This is a genomic window from Paraburkholderia pallida (genome assembly GCF_004524855.1).
Classification (GTDB): domain Bacteria; phylum Pseudomonadota; class Gammaproteobacteria; order Burkholderiales; family Burkholderiaceae; genus Paraburkholderia; species Paraburkholderia oxyphila.
Genome location: NZ_CP038149.1, coordinates 992782 through 1011295, shown reverse-complemented (window position 1 = coordinate 1011295; position 18514 = coordinate 992782). Strand labels below are relative to the sequence as shown.

Below are 18514 nucleotides of genomic sequence, written 5' to 3'. Positions count from 1 at the left end.
AAAATCTCTTCTGGCATGAGCTAGCTCGCTGGTGCGGATGCGAGTTTGCATGTCATCTGCAATTACCCAACGATTTCGTTGTACTTAAAAAATTGCGAACTTTTTCCGAAAACAAAACGGTGCTTTTGGGTGACGATGCACGCGTGGCACGATCAAGCGTATCGGTAGATCGCACGCGCCGTCAGCTCAAGACACGCGAGGTATTCGTGCTATCAAAAGGCGCCCTCGTGTCCTTTTATCCCTGTGGTGGGATTGCTTTCAATAGAGGCGCCAGGGCATGACGTTCCAGGAGAATTCTTTTCTGCAGTCGGTGTTGGCAGGGGCTAATTTACCCGACGACGTCGACCCGGCGGGGCCGCTGTGCATCGTCGCTTCGATCACGAATCTGCGGGAGATCGACCGCGCCTGGGGTTCGCAGCCTGCGCTCGCTGTACGGCACGTCGTGCTCCAGCGAGCACGCGAGCTATGCAGGTCGATACCGGGCATTGCCGTGCAAAGCGGCGACCTCATCCTGTTCGTCTTCGATTCGCCTTTGGACGGTCTGCCGCAGGCTACGTCGGGTTCGGCACGGCTCGGGCTGCTGATGGACCGCATTCTTTGCGATCTTGCTGACCAACCAATCGAAATAGCGGGCAACGTTGTATTTGCCGCACTGTCCGTGACGGTCGTCGATCAGCTCGAGAGCGCATTCGATATTGCGGCTGCCGACGCTGGCCCGGACGGTACACGGCTCGGCTTGGCGGAGCAGCGCTGGCGCGATCGGTTTTTTTCCGACATGAAGGCCGCCGAGCGGCTGTTCTCGGCGAAAGATCACGATCGCCTGGTCTTCGACGCGGAGCCGGTTTGCGATCTGCACAACGCTGAAATCGTACGCTACTACGAGGTGATGCCTTGCTGGACGTGCGACGGCGTCCGCAGGCAAGCGGCAGAGATGGTGGCGCCGCTCGAGCGGCTCGGCTTGACCCGAAGACTCGATCGCTGGGCAGTCGAAACGACAATTTGCGCGCTGCAGTCGAAGCCCGGCATTGCGCTTGGCTGCAATGTGACGTCGCAGAGCGCTTCGCTCGATGGCTGGTGGACGTTCATCATCGCCGTGCTGAGCGAGCAGCGCGCACTCGCCGAGCGCCTCGTCATCGAGCTTTCCGGGGTTACGCCCGCGGTAGATCTGGCAAGTATGGGGGCGTTCGTGCGCAAGCTTCAGGAGCTCGGTTGCCAGGTCGCACTCGACAACGTGGGCGGCGGCAGCAGCAGTCTTGAAGCTTTGGCGTCGCTAGGCGTCGATGTTGTGAAGATCGATGCAGGCTGCCTTCGCGACGCGCGCAAGCGCGATCGGACTAGTGATTTCTTGCGCAACCTCGTCACGCTGGCGCGTGGCGCGGGCGCTGACGTCGTGATTACCGGCATCGAAAACGAGTCGGACGTGGCGGTTGCGGAGCGCGCTGGTGCGACGCACGTGCAGGGTTCACGTTTCCGGAACGACATCATTGCAGATCTAAGAATCAATAGTCCTAATTGAATAGCGGCTTCAGGGTAGCCAGGAATCTCTACGCTCAGGTCCAGTTTTCACGCTGGTCACCGGGCTTGTTTGTCTGGGTCGAAGCGTTCGTGCCAGCGAGCCATGCATGGCTACGCGGGCCGGCGACAGGCGACTGTTAATAAGGGGAATTGTGTGACGACGAAGATTGCAGTGTGTGGCTTGGGCTATGTCGGCCTGCCCGTGGCGGTGGCGCTCGCGCGGCACTTTGAGGTAACCGGATTCGATGTTGACGCGAGGCGAGTCGAGAACTTGCGCAGCGGTGAGGACTGGACCGGCGAGATCGAGCCGCATGTGCTGCGCGACTCGACGCTGCGCTTTACCAACGAGGTCAAAGACCTGGCCGGTACAAACTTCTTCGTGGTCGCGGTGCCCACACCTGTCGACGAAAAGTGCAGCCCCGATTTTTCGCTGCTGCAGAGTGCCTGCCGTCTGATCGGGCCGGTCCTGCAGCCGGGCAGCATCGTGGTGTTCGAGTCCACCGTCCATCCGGGCGCGACCGAAGAAATCTGCGGGCCTGAACTGGAAAAGAGTTCGGGCCTGCGCTGCGGCATCGACTTCAAGCTCGGCTACAGCCCCGAACGGATCAACCCGGGCGACCGCGAGCATCCGCTCGAAAAGATCGTCAAGATCGTCTCGGGTCAGGACAAGGAAGCGCTCGATTTGATCGCGGCCGTTTATGAAAAGATCATTGAGGCTGGCGTTTTCCGCGCGTCTTCGATCAAGGTTGCCGAAGCGGCCAAGGTCATCGAGAACACGCAGCGCGACATCAATATCGCGCTCATGAACGAAGTTTCGAAGATCTGCGATCTGGTCGGCATCCGTTCGTCCGAAGTGCTGGAGGCTGCGGGCACGAAGTGGAACTTCCTTCGATTCACGCCGGGACTCGTTGGCGGTCATTGCATCGGCGTCGATCCCTACTATCTGACCTCGAAGGCACAAGAACTCGGCTACCACCCCGAAGTGATCCTGGCGGGGCGCCGTATCAACGATGGCATGGCCGACTATGTCGCCAGCCGCCTCGTGCAAGTGATTGCAAGCCGCCATCGCCTCAAGGCGACCACCCGCGTCGGCATTCTTGGCATCACGTTCAAGGAAAACGTGCCCGACATCCGCAACTCGAAGGTGGTCGACCTCTACGAAGCGCTCACGCGTTATGGCATGACGCCGCTCGTCTACGACCCGATGGCCGACGCGGAGCAGGTGCACGAAGAGTACGGCATCAAGCTCTCAGCGCGTGAGGAGCTTAGCGCGCTGGACGTCCTGGTATTCGCGGTGCCGCATCGCGACATCATGGCAACGATCGAGCGCGACCTGCCCGAGATGATTGCTGACGGCGGGATTGTCTGCGATCTGAAATCGTCGCTGGACGGCGAGCGGATCACGAAAAACAAGCTGACCTATTGGGCACTTTAAACGCCGGCACTGACGATATTCGAACAGCGATCATGACTCCATTTACCATTGCGCCCGTCGGTACCTGCCGCATTCACACGCCGCTGCGTCGAGGCGCGGGACGCTACCCGATCCGCCCGGCGCTAGCGCGAAACTACGGCTACGTGCACACGAGCTCCGAGGCGCTCCAGCAGTTGCAGTTCATGTTCGGGGAGAAGGACATCCCCGCAGACGTGCGCACGCTGACGTTTCGCCCCATTTTGCCGGAGAACTTCGCCGCGGATTCGTGGACCGGCGCCGAGTTCTATCTGGTCGAGATCTCCTCGCGAAAGCTCTTTAGCGTCGACGATCATCCGATCCAGATGAACTACATGATGCGTCATTTCGGTGACTTCTTCGCCGACAAGAAGCGCTCGCGTATGTTCATGTCGATGGCGACGCCGAATCGTTTGGACGAGCGCCGGCAATGGCTCGAGCAGGATTTCGCGTTTCAGCGTCTCTCGCCGGTTGACCGGGATCTGCTTGCCCGCATCCTGCGGCGTGATCTCAAGGATTCCGAAATCATGGCCGAGATGGAGCAGATCGCCGACCTGGTCGGCAGGGACAAGCTGGCGTTCGTCACGCATGTGAACGCCGATATGCCCGACAGCATGCCAGTCGTGCAGCGGCGTGCGCTGATCAACGCGGTACGCACGATTGCGAAGCGGATGAACGTGCCGTGCTACGACCCTAGTCTCCTGATGCGCAAGTTGGGCCAGGCCAACGCGCTGGAAAACGGCGGACTAGATCTGGCGCACTACACCGATTTGTTCTCGGACCAGCTGTGCGAGGCGTGGTACACGGAACTTGTCGTGCCGCGGGTCGATGCGTCGGAAATTACGTTGCCTCAGAAAGCCGATTCCATTCAGCACGAAGATACGGCTGAAAGCCTCGAGGCCGCGTGGAACGCCGGACGCGTGCTCGACGTGTCGCAGCGGCTGCGAGGGATCCTGCGCCACGGCGAGGGCAGCCGCCAGCATCGGCTGCTGTTGGGTCGCGTGCAGTATGAGCTCGGCGACTTTGAGCAAGCGGCCGCGCAGTTCGAATCGCTCGGCACGGAGCCGGAGCTCGACGAGAAGGCGAATCTGCTGCTCACGCATTGCTACTTCGAGACCGGGCGCTACGAGCAGGCTGCCCGTCTGGCCGCCGCGCTGATCGCGGACGAGCGCGAGGCGCCGGTCGTCCTGAGGATTTGCGCGGAATCGGCGGGGAAGCTCGGCGATACGCCCACCGCGCTGGCCACCTGGAAGCGTTTGTTCCGCGTTTCGACAGATACGGCTGACACATCCGTTGCTGCGACGGCCGTGATCCGTCTGCTCGAAGCCTCTGGCGATGCCGAGGGCGCGGTCCAGTGGGCCAACGAGGTGCGCGAGACGCTGCCGACCCATGCACCGAGTTTCTCGGCGCTCTGGGATCGGGCGATGGCGGCGTCCGACCGCGAGGCGCTGCTGGAGTTGGCGCGCGAACTCGTGGACATGGCTGAGGCCGAGGTTCTGGCCGTCGCGCAACGCACGGCCGAGCGCGGCTTCGCGCTACCGGCAGCACTGCTGAGCGCCACCCAGGGGCTCACACGCAGCAAGGACAAGGCTGCGGTTGACTGGATCGCCAACTGCGCCACAACGTGGCTCGATGAGGGTACCGCGGCACTGGCGGCCGGCGACTTGATGCAGGCGGCGGACAAGATCCAGGCCCGTGCGCAGCTGAGTCCGAACGGCAATGCGTTGATTCGCGCGAAAAGACAACTCGAACGCCAGATGCGTCAGGACGCGCGCACGGCCCTCATCGCCCGCGACTATGCGCGCGCGGCTGCCGTGATCGCGATTGCGGGCCAGACGCTCACGACCTTTCCCGAGCTGGTGAGCTTCCGCATACGCGTGGCTGAAGCGCTCGACGACATCCGCACCGCGCTCGTCTATCTGCGTGACCCATCCACGTTCGACGACATTGCGGACAGTGCATGGATCAAGCTGGCCCGCATGGCTGTGCGCAGCGGCTACTACGGCGAGGCGATCGATGCCTATGCGCGGGTGCTGAACTCGCCGTCGAGTGATCCGGCAGCACGCATCGAGGCCAAGCGTCAGATTCTCGGCCTGCGTAGCCGCGCCATCCGGCTCGCGCGCGATGCACACCTCGCGGGTGAACATGAGCGCGCGTGGGCGCTGCTCGAGCGTCTGCAGCAGCTCGATCCGGATAACAAGGAAGTCTCGCAGGAAAAGAAGCGCGTGCTCACGGGGCTACACGTGAAGGTGAAGGCGCTCGACGCTACGAGCGACGCAGACCGGCTCTCGCTCGGCGAGACGATCCTGCGCCTCGCGCCCGAGGACGCCATCGGGTTGAAAGCGGCGGCGACCGGCGCTATGCGCACGCATCGTTTCGACCAGGCGCTCAAGTACTGGCAGGCGCTGCGCCCCCGCTCCGCGTCGCCGGAGTTGATCGACGGAAATATCCAGAAGTGCCGGATATTCATCGATCGCGCAAAGCGCAAGAAGGCGGCCTGACACGGCCTCTGATGGCCTGCGGGCCGGGGCGCGGGTCCCGGCCCGTGGCGAGCGATCGCGAACGTGGTTGGCGTATTTCCAGTAAATCATGGTTGGGTTCCGGTAATGGCTAAAGCAGGAAAGACAGAGGCGAACGAGAGCGCGCGTGCCGCGCCCGCCCGGCCCAAGCGGGTCCGGGCGTCCGGCGACGCAGTCGCTGCGGCGAAGGCCACGGTGGTGGCAAAGCCTCGCGCGGCAGCGAAGCCTCGGGCAGACGCCAGGCGAAAGGCATCGTCTGCGCACGCAGTTGCCCCAGCGCCCCAGAGGGTGCCGGCGCCCGCTGAGCCCGAAGCGGCCGGCACGCCGCAGCCGCCTCGGGCCAGCGCTGAATCGCCTGCCGGCTTGCAGTCGCTGCACGAGGAACTGGCCGGCCTGCTCGCCGCCAGCACAACGCTGCAGAATGCGCGCAAGCATCTGGGCGAGGCGGAACGGCTGGCTGCGCAGGCGCCAGACGACATGACGGTCCGTATCGCGATGCTGCAGATCAAGGAGAGGACCGGCCTCAGCACGGGCCTGCTCGCGCAATGGGCCGATCTGCTTCGCGACTGTCCCGAGGATCTCGTCGTGGCGCGTCACTATGCAACGCGTCTTTTCAAGGAGCGTCGCGTGGAAGAGGCCATGGCGCTCGCGGACCGCTACTTTCCCGAGCAGCCGGACGATTCCCGCAAGACGCTGGCCCGCGCGGAGTTCCTCGCCGACATCAAGGCACACGAGGCTTCGGATGCGCTGTTCAGGCGCCTCATCGCAGAGCACGACCGGCGCGATCTGCGCGTGGCGTTCGCGAAGCGCCTCGTCAAGCGCGGCATGGTTGCCGATGCGATCCAGGTCATCGAGCCCGTCGCGCTCGGGCTCGCGCCTGACAGCAAGGCAGGGCAGCTCGTTGCGAAGATCATCGACGACTACACGTTTTACCGTCGATTCGAATCCGCAGCGGATCTGGCGGGGCAGGACATCAAGATCGCCGCGATGCGTCAGGCGATCCTGCGCTTTCGCGATCGCGTCGTGTCGCCACCGGAGCGCGGCAAACCCGCGTCGGTCGCGCTCGTGACGGGCAGCCTGGGGCCTGGCGGCGCGGAGCGGCAGCTCTCGCGGCTCGCCGTTCATCTTCAGCGTCTCGCGTCTGCGGCCGCAAGCGAATACGCCGAGGGCCGCGCCGTTGGCGCCGTGGAAGTCCTGGTCAAACAGCACTCCGAGCCTGCACGCGTCGACCGCCCGCAACGGCTCGACTTCTTTCTGGGTATGTTGCGTGACTCAAATGTAAAGGTATCCGAAATCAATTCGATGCCAGCGGTGTCGACTGCGCACCAGGACATTCTCGACGCGGATCTGTTGCGCATGCTCGCCAGCCTGCCGCCGCAGGTGCATTACGGTGTCACGCGCCTCGCCCCGTATCTGCGCGAGCACGCGTTCGACGTCGTGAGCCTCTGGCAGGACGGCACGTGTCTGTTCGGCGCACTGGCCGCGCTTCTGGCAGGTGTGCCGACGATTCATCTCGTGTTTCGGGGGCTTCCGCCGAACATCCGGCAGGAGCGCAACCGTCCCGAGTACGCCGCGTTCTATCGCGCCATCGCCGAGGTGCCGGGGGTCGATTTCGTCAGCAACAGCATGACCGGCGCGCGTGAGTACGCGCAATGGCTGGGGCTGCCGCTCGAGCGATTCCGCATTCTCTACAACGGCGTGCCCGAAATGAACGCGATCGCCTCGGAGCACGACGAGCGCAAGTGGACGGAGTTCGTCGAGCGCACGCCGGACGCGACCGAGACGATCGGTGGCGTGTTTCGCCTCGAGGCGGACAAGCGGCCGCTGCTGTGGATCAAGCTCGCGCATCGCTACCTGAAGCGGCGCCCGCTTGCCCGCTTCGTGATCGTGGGCGACGGCCGGTTCGGCGAGGAGGCTCACGCGCTGGCTACCGAGCTTGGCATCGCCAACCGCCTGCTGCTCGCTGGACTCTCATCGCATGTGGGGTTCTGGTATTCGAAGATGGACGTCAAAGTGCTGCTGTCCCGGCATGAAGGGTTGCCGAACGTTCTGATCGAGGCGCAACTGCTCGGCATCTGTACGGTCTCGACACCGGCGGGTGGGGCGGGTGAGTGCTTCATAGACGGCGTGACCGGGCATCTGCTGGCGTGCGCGGAGAACCCCGACCTGAACGACGCTTGCGCGAAGATCGAACACCTCGTCCTGAGCGCGCAGGCGGACGCAAACGTGAGGGAACTGGCGAAGCGGCGTGCCACTGAGCACTTTTCGGTGGAGACCATGCTCGAAACGTTTATGGACCTGTGCCGGCGCGACGATCCGGTGGAGGCACGTCGCCAGTGTGCGGAACAACTCGAAAATCTGGTGATGAACTGATGCTGTACCGGCTTGTTGGTATTCCTGAACGCCTGATCATGAGCGTGGCTGTTAGCCTCTGTTGCGTTTTGCAGGGCTGTGTGGTCCCGCGTAGCGGCCCGCTGCTGAGCGAAGTGCAGGCGTCGCGCGATCGCAACGACATCGAGCTGATCAGTGTCACCCCGGCGCTCGCGCTTGCCTCGCGCGTTGCGGGCAGCGCCAGTTTTCCGGCCGATTTTCTGCAGGCACAGCCGATCGATGATGAAAAGCTGGCTCCGGGTGACGGCGTCGATATCTCGCTGTGGGGGCGCGACGGCGTGGGCGTCTTTGCCAACGGTACGGGCGGCATGACCGACATGGGCGAGATGGTCATCGACGAGGCCGGCACGATCTACGTTCCACAGGTCGGCCGCGTGCGCGCACAAGGCCTGACGCCAGCCGGGTTGCGCGATGCGATCGAGCGGCGATTGAGCCGCGTGACGGTGGGGCTCGATGTCAGTGTGCGCCGGACAGAGCGGCGCGGGCAGACCGTGACCATCGAGGGTGATCTTGGCAAGCCCGGCGTCTATCCGATCGCGCCTGGCGCCCGGCGCCTGAGCGGCCTGCTCAGTCAGGCCGCGCCGAACCCGACGAATCCGGAGCAGCTCGCGATCACGGTACGACGGCACGGCGAGAGCGCGTCGGTGCGCCTGTCCGACGTCTATCGAAATAGCGCGGAGGACATCGCGTTGCACGCCGGCGACTCGGTCGTCGTGCACAACGTCGTAGAAAATCTGATCGTGTTGGGCGCCGCGGGCGCGCAATCCACAGTCAAGCTCAGCAAGCGCAATTACACCGTGCTCGACGCGCTTGGCGATTCGCGCGGCCTGAGCGATGCGCTCGCCAATCCGAAGGCGGTCTTCTTGCTGCGTATTCGCCCCGATGCCGTTGCGGCTGCTGCCGACGCCCGGCCGCTCATCTATCAGTTCGACTTCACGAAGCCCGAGCAGATGGTGCTCGCCGGTAAATTCTCGGTGCACGACGGCGACGCGATCTATATCTCCGATGCGCCGTTCACGCAGATTCAGAAGGTCCTTTCGGCCTTCAGTGCAACGCTTGGCACCGCGCGCTCCGTGTCCAGCATGGCGCAGTGAAGGTCGGGCATGAGCAATCAGGATCGGATCAAGAACTGGCGCGAACGCCGGACGGCACGGCATGCCGACGGCGAGGCCGCCAACGCGATTGCCGTTGCCAGCGTTGCTTCGGACGCGGCGACGGGTTTGCACGGCACGCGCTCCGGCTGGACAGCTTCGGACAACGTGCGCAACGTGCTGAGCGGCGTGCTCGATGCGCTCGCCAGCGCGCCGCGCGAAAGCGTGGCCGGGCGGCGCCGCATCTACGATGCGCTCGAGAGTGAGCTAGACGCGGAACTCGCGCGCGATGGCGCGCCGCCCGAGCGCGCGGAGTTTCGCCGGCGTCAGCTGCGCACGGTCGTGCGTCTGCTCGAAGCCGATATCCGTGCGGGTGTCGACGTGCTGATGGCAGGCTACGCGCCGGCCACGCTCGACGCCGATAACGCACGCCTGTGCGACGGGTTCGATCGGCGCGCGCAGCAGCGCAAACAGCAAGAGGTACGCGAGGCGCGGCGTCGCGCCTCGTCCGAGGATGTCGCCTTCGAGGTCGCGTTGCAGCCGCAGGAGGCGCGCGAAGTCGCGCTGCTGCGCGAGCGGCTCGCCGGTATTCATGCCCGGCAGCATTGCGCCCGGCCCGGCACGCTGCAGTCGCGGCTGGCGAGCATTGCGCCGCTGCTGCGGATTCAGCTGCACATCCTGCAGAACGAGAGCCGCATTGCCCTGTTGTGGTCCGTGGTCGGCCCCGCGGTGCTGCTGAGCCTGATTTCTTCGCTCTACTTCCTGATGGGCACGCACTACGTGCTCGGCATGGACGTGCCCACCTTTTCGTTGCTGGGCGCGACCACCTGGATCATGTTCCGGCAGACCGTGTTTCGCACCAGCACGAGCTACGTTGCGGCCCGCTGGCTCATCAACCTGGAGCCCGTCAAGCCGCTCTCCGTGGCGGTCGTGCAGGGATGCCTGTTCATCGGAATTTACCTCAGCGTGTACGCCATTCTCATCGGCGTCGGCCACGGAATCGGCCTCATCACGCTGCCTGTGCGCTGGTCGGGGGCGATCGCCTATGTCGTGTTGATGGGCGCTGCGGGCGTTGCAATCGGCTTGATCTTTGGATGCATCGCCAGCACGTGGCACTTCTTCTTGCGATTTGCGCCGGTGATCGAGCGTGGTCTGGAGCTGTTCTCGTCGGTCTTCTTCGTCTCCGAGCAGTTTCCGGAGCAATATCGGAAGTACGTTTTGTGGTCGCCATTCGCGCATGGCATGCAGCTGCTCAGGTCGTCGTACTTCGACAGTTACTCGTCGCACGACGCGAGCGTCACGTATTTCGTCACCGCGCTGGTCTTGCTGGCTGTGCTTGGCGTGGCCATGGAGCGGATCGCGCGGACCCGCGTGCAACCGATGTGAGCGAGTCATGATCTATCTGAACGACGTCACGGACGCTCCGCGCATCTTCGGGACGCAGCAAATCCTGCTTCAGGATGTCGACCTGTGGATTCCGCGCGGACGCTATGCGCTGCTCTCGCGCAAGCCGGAGTTTCATCGGGCCATTGTCGACGTCATCGCGGGCCTGCGGCCGCCGCGAGATGGGTTCGTCGATCGCAGGGGCCTCGTTTCGTGGCCGCTCGGGCGGCAAGGCTTCGTGCGCGGCAAGGCGACGGGACTGCGCATGATCGAGTTCGTGTGCGCGCTTTACGGCATGGCGTCCACACCTTGCGTCGAGCTCGTGTCGGACCTGCTGACGAGCCCCGAATATCTGCCGCGGCCGATGGAGCACTGGCCGCTCTACGTACGCCAGGAATTCTCCTTCGCGCTCGCGCTCGCACCGGATTTCGACGTGTACATCGTCGAAGGGGCGATTCCGTTCGAGGACTGCCGCTTCACGAACCTGTGGCTCGCGCTGTTCGAAGAGCGGCTGGTGGGACGCACGCTACTTCTATCAACTTACCGTCATCAGCAAATGATGGATTACTGCACCAAGGGTTTGGTCTATGAGCAATACGGCCTTCGGATCGACGATGACCTCGGAGAATGCATCCGCCGCTTCCCGCCCCGGAGATCTCGCAGCGAGTCTGGCGAGTCAGGCGAAGCCAATGTCGTCGACGTCGGCGCTGCCGACCAGTTCGGTGTCTAGCGCGGATTTACCGATCTCGCAGCGCGCGAAGGTGCGCGAGCAGGCGTTGCGCGGGCGCCGCCGCCAGCGCCTCGTCACGCTCGGCCTCGTATTCGTCCCCGTGGTGCTGGCGGCGATCTACGCGCTTGCGTTCGCGGCGCCGCGCTTTGGTGCCGAAGCGCGCTTCTCGGTGCGATCGAGCGCGGTGCCGTCGTCCGTGCAGGGCGCATCGGGGAGCCTGCTCTCGAGCGGTAACGGCGGTAGCGCGGTGGGGGGATTCGTGGACGGTTGGGCCGTCGCCGACTTCATCCGCTCGCGCGATTGCATGCGCCAGCTCGATAGCAAGATCGGACTGCGCAAGTACCTTGCCTACACGGGCATCGATCCGCTCAACCGGCTCTCACCTGATGCCGGCGAGGACGAACTTTATCGCGCCTATCTCGACGCGGTCGATGTCTCGTACAACATGATCGAGCAGATCGATGTATTGCGCGTGAGCGCCTTCTCGCCGGCCGACGCGCGCGCGATCTCGAATGGGTTGATCGAACTGGCCCAGCAGTTCGTCAACAAGATGGACCAGGAAGGCATTGCCGATACGCTAAAGGTCAGCAAGGAGGCCGTGGCGCGCGCGGAGAAAGAGGCAATCGATGCACGTGGCGCGCTCACCGACTGGCGGGTGCGCAACGGCAATATCGATCCACAGGCGGAAGCCAGCATGCTGCTGAACCTCTCGGCGCAATTGGAGGCCGAGCTCAACACGGCGAAGATCAATCTCGACAAGGTTCGGGCGCTGAGCAATCCTGAGCATCCGATGCTGCAGCCCGCGCAGATGCAGGTGAGTGCGCTGCAGAAGCAACTCGATGAAGTGCGCGCGCGCATGAGCGGGCGCGGCAATACCGAGGCAAGCCGTCTGAAGTCCTATCAGGCGCTACTGAATGCGCAGACCTTCGCGGACCAGAATCTCAGCTCGGCGCGGCAGAACTACCAGCAGGCGTTCATCGACACCCTGCGCCTGCAACGCTACCTCAGCGTGATCGCGCGCCCGGTGCCGGAGGCGCGTCCTGGAAGCCCCAACACGCGCGTGTTGCTGATCGAGGCGCTGGCGGTGGGGTTCGTCTTCGCGTTCGCCGTGCGTATGGCCGCGGCGTTGTACCGGGAGTTCCACCATGGCTGAGCCACGGGCCGAACGCGGCGCAAGTGCGCGCGCCGTCTCGCCGCTCGACGCCGCGAAGCGTGCGATCCGCGCTGAAGCATGGGAAACCGGCCTCGCGCTGCTCGAGGAGATCGAGCGCGGCGGCGGTGAGCTCGACGCCAATGCCGGCGTTCTGAAGGCGATCGCGCTGATCCGCTCGAGAGGCCTCATGGCCGCGATCGACAGTCTCGACCCTCAGCGGATTCGCGAGGCGCAGGGGCGCGCCGATTTGCGGCGCCTCGGGGTCGCTCCGCTCGTGAAGGCTGGCGCCCTGGTCGACGCGGCGCGCGTGCTCGACTTGCTGGTGCGTGCGTATCCGGAGAGCGCCGACGATCGGCGCAGCTATGCGAGTGTGCTCGCGCGGCTCAAGCGATGGGGCGAGGCAATCGCTCATGTCGACGAAGCCGCACGCGTTGCGCCCGGCGATGCGTCGCTATTGGCGACCCGTATCCAGTTGCGCACACTGGCAGGTGAGACCGCTGCGGCCGCCCAGCTGGCGCGCGAGTCGATCGGCGCCGCCACGCAGGCCCCTGACGACGCGCATGTCTGGATGACCGCGCTGCTACGCGGAGGCGATCATGCGGGCGCGGCAAACATCGCCGCCAAGATCGAGGCGCCCAATCACCGGGTCGCGAGCGTCGCGGTGCGGGCGCTGCTCAGCAATGGCAGGACCGGCGCGGCCATCTCCGTCGGGCGCAACGCGTTACGCGCCGGTCACGATAGCGCGGCGCTGCGTTCGCAACTCGCCCAGGCGCACCTCGCGCGCGGGACGCACGACGATCGTCTGGTCGCGGCGCTCGAGCACCTCGCGGTGGGCGTCCAGATTGCGCCGGACGATCTGCGGCTCAACTCGCTCTATGGCGAAACGCTATTGCGCGCCGGGCGCTTTGCGCAGTCGGTGTCGTTTCTGGAGAAGAGCGCCACGCTCGCGCCAGAGCTCGAACACGTACGCGCGATGTACGCGCGGGCATTGCGCCATTCCGGCAATCATGCGCAATCGGCTGAGCAGTTTTTGCATCTGGCCCACGCGAATCCGGAGCACGCGCGCTGGCAGCGCGCGGCGGCGGGTGCGCTGACCCAGGCGGGCCGCACGGAGGAAGCGGCGAATTTGTTCGACGCGTTCATCAGCCGCCGTTCGGCCAGCGTGCCTGCCACGTTCGAGCAGGCGCTCGCGCGGATCGACGCGCAGGCAGCCACGGTGACGGTGCCGCGCGCGCGTCTCGACTGGGCGTGGGCGTTGCGAGGCGACCAGCAGGCACGGGAGCCGATGACACGCGAAGCATGGGAGCGCGCGGCGCAATGGGGCTATCTTGTCGACCATCTGCTGCTCGACTGGCTCGAATGCCGCGAAGACCGCGCGGAAGAAGCCATGGAGTTGCTCGCGGACCTTGACGAGGCCGAGCAGTTCTTTGCCCCGCTGCGCGAGAGCGGACGGGGCTTCGTGGTCGCCACGGCCCACGTGGGGCCGATGTATGGCGGACTGATGGCGCTTGATCTGCTCGACATTCCGTCGCGCTGGATTGCCTCGACGCCGGGCATCAGCCGCAGCCACTACGCGCGCTCGCTGATCTCGACAAGCGACAGGACCGAGGTCCAGGTGGTGAAGGCCAGCCTCAAGGCGCTTCAGGAGGGGCACGCCGTATGCCTTGCCGTGGACGGCGCGCTCAACCCGGCGGCCGCGCGCGTGCCGTTCGAAGGCCAGGAGATCACGTGGTCGAGCTTCGCTGCACGCGCGTGCTATCGCCTCGGCCTTCCTTCGCTTTTCTACGCGCCGAAATGGGAGCAGGGCCGCATTACCCACACGCTCGAGCGGCTGCCCGAACCACTCGAGGACGAGACGCTTGAAGACTACGTCGTGAGATGGCAGCGCGCGTGGCTGGCGCACTTGCGCACCCATATCGCCGGGCGGCCGGAAAGCCTGCGCCTGAGCGGCGGACTGTGGCGGCACGTTGTGTCGTCCACTGCAACGGATTCGCTTACTTGAGTATTGAACAAAACGTGGAGATGCACTAATGAATCGGAACGCAACGACTTTGAATACCCACCTGCCGTCGTGGCTGCAGGACGAAACGCAAACCGGGCTGCGGACCTTTCTGCAGGAAAACCGGTTTCGCTGGCTCGTCACCGGGGCCGCAGGGTTTATCGGTTCCAACCTCGTGGAGACTTTGTTGTTGCTCGGTCAGGAAGTCCGCGGCCTGGATAATTTCGCCACCGGCCACCGGCGCAACCTCCTGGAAGTGCGGGAGCGGGTTGGCGAGGCGGCCTGGAGCCGCTTCGAATTCCATGAGGCGGACATCCGGGACCCGCAGGCCTGCGCGAAGGCGGTCGCCGGCGTGGACTACGTCCTGCATCAGGCGGCGCTTGGCTCGGTTCCGCGTTCCGTGAAGGACCCGGGCACGACGAACGACGTAAACGTGTCTGGTTTTCTCGCGATGCTCGACGCTTCGCGCGTAGCCAGCGTACGACGCTTCGTCTATGCCGCGTCCAGCTCGACCTATGGCGACGAGCCCAACCTCCCGAAGCGCGAGGAGCGCATCGGCAATCCACTTTCGCCGTATGCCGTGACGAAACTCGTCAACGAGCTCTATGCGAGCGTCTATTCGCGGACCTACGGTTTTCATTCGATCGGCCTGCGCTACTTCAACGCGTTTGGCCCGCGGCAAGACCCGGACGGCGCTTACGCCGCGGTGATTCCGAAATGGATCGCCGCGATGCTGGCAGGGGACGACGTTCAGATCAACGGAGATGGCGAAACGAGCCGCGACTTCTGCTACGTGGGTAATGTCGTGCAGGCCAACCTGCGCGCTGCGCTGCTCGGAGAACTCGCCGCGAGCAAGGTATACAACGTCGCGGTGGGCGGCCGCACCACGCTCAATGACCTTTTCTCGATCATCCAGGCAGGGCTCGCCACGCACGGGATTCACTACGAGAAGCGGCCGGCATACCAACCATTCCGCGCTGGCGACGTGCGCCACTCGCAAGCCGACGTATCGAATGCGGTGCGGGATCTGGGCTTCTCCGGGCTCTTCGATCTCCAGAAGGGCATGACGGAAGCGCTTCCCTGGTACCTCGCATTCGTTGCCGGAGAGAAGGCCACCGTTTGAACCGGCACGTCGCGTCAGGCGATAACACACAAGCATGGGCGTGAAGCCACGCCCCAATATGGGAAGGGGAAAAAAGTCATGTGCGGGATTGTTGGTGCGGTTGCACGGGAGAATATTGTTCCGGTGCTGGTTGAGGGTCTCCGGCGTCTTGAGTATCGCGGTTACGATTCGTGCGGCGTGGCCGTGAATTCGAAGCGCGGTCTCGAGCGGATGCGCAGCATTGAGCGCGTGTCACATCTCGATTCGAGTCTGCGCCGCGCGCGCCTCGAAAGCACGAGCGGCATCGCACATACGCGCTGGGCGACGCACGGAGCGCCTGAAATCCGCAATGCGCATCCGATGTTTTCCTGCGATGCGCTTGCGGTGGTCCACAACGGCATCATCGAAAACTATGAATCGCTGCGCGAGGAACTCTCCGATGCGGGTTACGCGTTCGTGTCGCAAACCGATACGGAAGTGATCGCCCATTTGATTCACAGTCTCTACGACGGGGATCTGTTCGCCGCGGTGCGCGAGGCCGTTCAACGTCTGCGCGGCGCCTATGCGATCGCGGTGGTTCATGAAGACGCGCCGCATATTATCGTCGGCGCACGCGAGGGATCGCCGTTGATCATCGGCGCCGGAGCGGAGGGCAATTTTCTTGCCTCCGACGCGCTTGCGCTCACGGACCAGGCCGAACATTTCCTGTTTCTCGACGAGGGTGACGTATGCGAGTTGACGCGCGACACGATTCGCATTGTGGCGCGCAACGGCGAGCCGGTCGATCGTCAGCCGCAGCAGGTGCGCATCGCGAACTCGGCGGTGGAGCTGGGAAGCTATCAGCACTATATGCAGAAGGAAATCTTCGAGCAACCCGGCGTGGTGGCGGCCACGACAAACGGTGTCGAAGCCTTCGTGCCTGAGCTGTTCGGCGATGCCGCGGCCGCGACGTTCGACGGCATCGAAAGCGTGCAGATCCTCGCGTGCGGCACGAGCTACTATGCGGGACTGGTCGCGAAGTACTGGCTCGAATCGATCGCGAAGATCAAAACCGACGTCGAGATCGCAAGCGAGTATCGCTATCGCGAGCCGATGACGAGCTCGCGCACGCTCGTCGTGACGATCTCGCAATCGGGCGAGACGGCCGACACGCTGGCCGCGCTCAAGTACACGCAGTCGCTCGGACAGACGCGTACCCTCACGGTCTGCAACGTCGCGTCGAGCGCAATGGTGCAGCTTTGCGGCACGCGCTTTCTGACCCAGGCGGGGCAAGAGGTGGGTGTGGCGTCCACGAAGGCATTTACCGCGCAACTGGTGGCGCTCTTCATGCTGGCGGTGACGCTCGGGCGCCAGCGCGGTCATGTGTCGGCGTTGCACGAGTCGCGGTATCTGCAGCAGTTGAACGGGCTCCCGCAGATGCTGACGTCGACGCTCGCGCTCGAACCGCAGATCGTTGCGTGGTCGGCGCGGCTCGCCACCCGGGAGAATGCGTTGTTCCTCGGGCGCGGACTGCAATATCCGATTGCACTGGAAGGCGCGCTCAAGCTCAAGGAGATTTCCTATATCCACGCCGAGGCCTATCCCGCCGGAGAACTCAAGCATGGGCCGCTCGCGCTCGTGACCGAAACGATGCCTGTGATTGCGATCGTGCCGGACGACGACATGCAGGAGAAGATGAAATCGAATATCCAGGAAGTGCGCGCGCGCGGTGGTGAGCTTTTTGTTCTGGCGGATAAGGACACGCAGATCGAAAGCGAAGAAGGCATCCATGTGATCCGCCTGCCGGCGCACTATGGGCCGCTCTCGCCGGTCCTCTACACGGTGCCGCTCCAGCTGCTCGCGTATCACACGGCGTGCGCACGCGGTGCCGATATCGACAAGCCGCGCAATCTGGCGAAGTCGGTAACGGTCGAGTAATTCGGCGCTCCAATAGAGGTAACGTTCATGACGATCAAAGTTGGCAACTTCGTGCGGGGCTTGTGGTTGTGGCTGCTTGTTTGCCTTGCACTGGCCGCGGCATCGCGCGGGGCGTTCGCCGATCCCGCGAGCGCGTGCACGGTTGCAAGTGCCGAGTGTCCGTTCGTCTCCAGCCTGCTTGCGCAGCGCGAGGGCTACGGGCGCGCGGCAACGGGCGGCCTGGGCGGAGCGGTGGTGACCGTGACGTCGTCGGCGGACGCGGGACCGGGCACGCTGCGGGATGCGCTCGCAAACGTCGACGGCCCGCGGTGGATCCGCTTTGCATCGGACATGACCATCACGTTGCTGTCGCAACTGCATGTGCCCGGCAACGTGACGATCGATGGCCGGGGGCACCGCGTCACGCTGCTTGACTATGGTCTGGGCATTTACCGCAGCAGCAACGTGATTGTCACGCATCTGACCATCGACGGGCGGTTGCGGACGTTTTCGCAAGCGATCAATGTGGCCAACTATTCGAGCAATGTCTGGATCGATCATCTCGATCTTTCGCGGTTCGCCGATCGCCTGCTCAACGTAAAAAACGGCTCGACGGACGTGACGGTGTCATGGGTCAAGTTCCACGACGACGACAAAGTGATGCTGTTGAACAACATCACGTCGAAGGATTTATTCGCTAACTACGATCGTGACAAGGTAGCGCGCGTAACGGTCCACCATTGCTATTTCCTGAATACCGTACAGCGAAATCCGCGCGCGCAGTTCGGCACGTTTCATATTTTCAACAATCTGCTCGAGAACTGGGATTTTTATGGCATGAGCTTCAGTCTCCAGGCACGGGCGTTGGTGGAAGGCAATATATTCAGCAACGTGTCGAAGCGAGATTGTGTGGAGCCGAAATTCTTCCCCACGGTGGAAGGCGTGAACGCCAACTACTGCAAATACATCGCCGACGCACCGTCGAGAAGCGCATTGCCGAACGGGGGATCGGACCAAAAGAATTTCGAGCGGACAGCCCAACTTTATGGGGCAGGGCGCGACTATCGTGCCTACCTTTCGGTCAGAGACAATCTCTATCTTGGCGACGCGAGGCCCGTGTTGGTGAGCTACCTGCCGGAGAAGGTGTCAGCTCCGCCTTATTGCTATAAGTACGACACACCAACGCCAAAGCTCGCGGAAGAGATTCGTCAACTCGCGGGCAATACCGGTGGCCAGACGCCAGGAACGTCTTGTCAGTGATGGCGTAGTTCCACTCATCCACTCC

12 protein-coding genes are annotated in these 18514 nt (G+C 63.8%); all 12 read left to right on the top strand.

Features of this window, described 5'->3' with window-relative positions:
- Nucleotides 1–277 precede the first annotated feature (277 nt).
- Nucleotides 278–1516 (top strand): EAL domain-containing protein, encoded by a 1239-nt coding sequence (locus tag E1956_RS19755; protein WP_134752150.1) that lies wholly within the window; start codon nt 278–280, stop codon nt 1514–1516.
- A 171-nt stretch (nt 1517–1687) separates the two neighbouring features.
- Nucleotides 1688–2950 carry a nucleotide sugar dehydrogenase gene (locus tag E1956_RS19750; RefSeq protein ID WP_232071835.1) on the top strand — a complete coding sequence of 421 codons (1263 nt, stop codon included), beginning with the start codon at nt 1688–1690 and terminating at the stop codon, nt 2948–2950.
- A gap of 32 nt (nt 2951–2982) precedes the next feature.
- Complete coding sequence (locus E1956_RS19745; RefSeq protein ID WP_134752146.1) at nt 2983–5466, top strand: tetratricopeptide repeat protein; 2484 nt, start codon at nt 2983–2985, stop codon at nt 5464–5466.
- 306 nt (nt 5467–5772) lie between these two features.
- A complete protein-coding gene (locus E1956_RS19740) occupies nt 5773–7857 on the top strand; it encodes a glycosyltransferase (RefSeq protein WP_232071742.1) in 2085 nt (694 codons plus the stop codon).
- 80 nt (nt 7858–7937) lie between these two features.
- On the top strand, nt 7938–8969 hold the full coding sequence (locus E1956_RS19735; protein ID WP_167760075.1) for a polysaccharide biosynthesis/export family protein: 1032 nt from the start codon (nt 7938–7940) through the stop codon (nt 8967–8969).
- A gap of 9 nt (nt 8970–8978) precedes the next feature.
- Nucleotides 8979–10352, top strand: a complete 1374-nt coding sequence (locus tag E1956_RS19730; RefSeq protein ID WP_134752142.1) for an ABC transporter permease — start codon at nt 8979–8981, stop codon at nt 10350–10352.
- Between the two features lie 7 nt (nt 10353–10359).
- Complete coding sequence (locus E1956_RS19725; protein ID WP_134752140.1) at nt 10360–11079, top strand: P-loop NTPase family protein; 720 nt, start codon at nt 10360–10362, stop codon at nt 11077–11079.
- Complete coding sequence (locus E1956_RS19720) at nt 11039–12232, top strand: KpsE/RkpR family capsule polysaccharide export protein (RefSeq protein ID WP_232071740.1); 1194 nt, start codon at nt 11039–11041, stop codon at nt 12230–12232. The genes E1956_RS19725 and E1956_RS19720 overlap by 41 nt, the downstream gene beginning before the upstream one ends.
- On the top strand, nt 12225–14234 hold the full coding sequence (locus E1956_RS19715) for a tetratricopeptide repeat protein (RefSeq protein WP_134752138.1): 2010 nt from the start codon (nt 12225–12227) through the stop codon (nt 14232–14234). Before E1956_RS19720 ends, E1956_RS19715 begins: the two co-directional genes overlap by 8 nt.
- A 28-nt stretch (nt 14235–14262) precedes the next feature.
- A complete protein-coding gene (locus E1956_RS19710; protein ID WP_134752136.1) occupies nt 14263–15354 on the top strand; it encodes an SDR family oxidoreductase in 1092 nt (363 codons plus the stop codon).
- A gap of 78 nt (nt 15355–15432) precedes the next feature.
- The gene (gene glmS, locus E1956_RS19705) at nt 15433–17250 is read left to right on the top strand and encodes a glutamine--fructose-6-phosphate transaminase (isomerizing) (RefSeq protein ID WP_134752133.1); all 1818 of its coding nucleotides are present in this window, start codon (nt 15433–15435) and stop codon (nt 17248–17250) included.
- Nucleotides 17251–17277: 27 nt separating this feature from the next.
- Nucleotides 17278–18489, top strand: a complete 1212-nt coding sequence (locus tag E1956_RS19700; RefSeq protein WP_134752131.1) for a pectate lyase family protein — start codon at nt 17278–17280, stop codon at nt 18487–18489.
- The last annotated feature ends 25 nt before the right edge of the window (nt 18490–18514 follow it).

Excerpts from the sequence above, each read along its gene's own strand:
- E1956_RS19755 (WP_134752150.1), top strand. The coding sequence starts at position 278 with ATGACGTTCCAGGAGAATTCTTTTCTGCAGTCGGTGTTGGCAGGGGCT.
- E1956_RS19745 (WP_134752146.1), top strand. The coding sequence starts at position 2,983 with ATGACTCCATTTACCATTGCGCCCGTCGGTACCTGCCGCATTCACACG.
- E1956_RS19730 (WP_134752142.1), top strand. The coding sequence starts at position 8,979 with ATGAGCAATCAGGATCGGATCAAGAACTGGCGCGAACGCCGGACGGCA.
- E1956_RS19725 (WP_134752140.1), top strand. The coding sequence starts at position 10,360 with ATGATCTATCTGAACGACGTCACGGACGCTCCGCGCATCTTCGGGACG.
- E1956_RS19720 (WP_232071740.1), top strand. The coding sequence starts at position 11,039 with ATGTCGTCGACGTCGGCGCTGCCGACCAGTTCGGTGTCTAGCGCGGAT.
- E1956_RS19715 (WP_134752138.1), top strand. The coding sequence starts at position 12,225 with ATGGCTGAGCCACGGGCCGAACGCGGCGCAAGTGCGCGCGCCGTCTCG.
- E1956_RS19710 (WP_134752136.1), top strand. The coding sequence starts at position 14,263 with ATGAATCGGAACGCAACGACTTTGAATACCCACCTGCCGTCGTGGCTG.
- glmS (WP_134752133.1), top strand. The coding sequence starts at position 15,433 with ATGTGCGGGATTGTTGGTGCGGTTGCACGGGAGAATATTGTTCCGGTG.
- E1956_RS19700 (WP_134752131.1), top strand. The coding sequence starts at position 17,278 with ATGACGATCAAAGTTGGCAACTTCGTGCGGGGCTTGTGGTTGTGGCTG.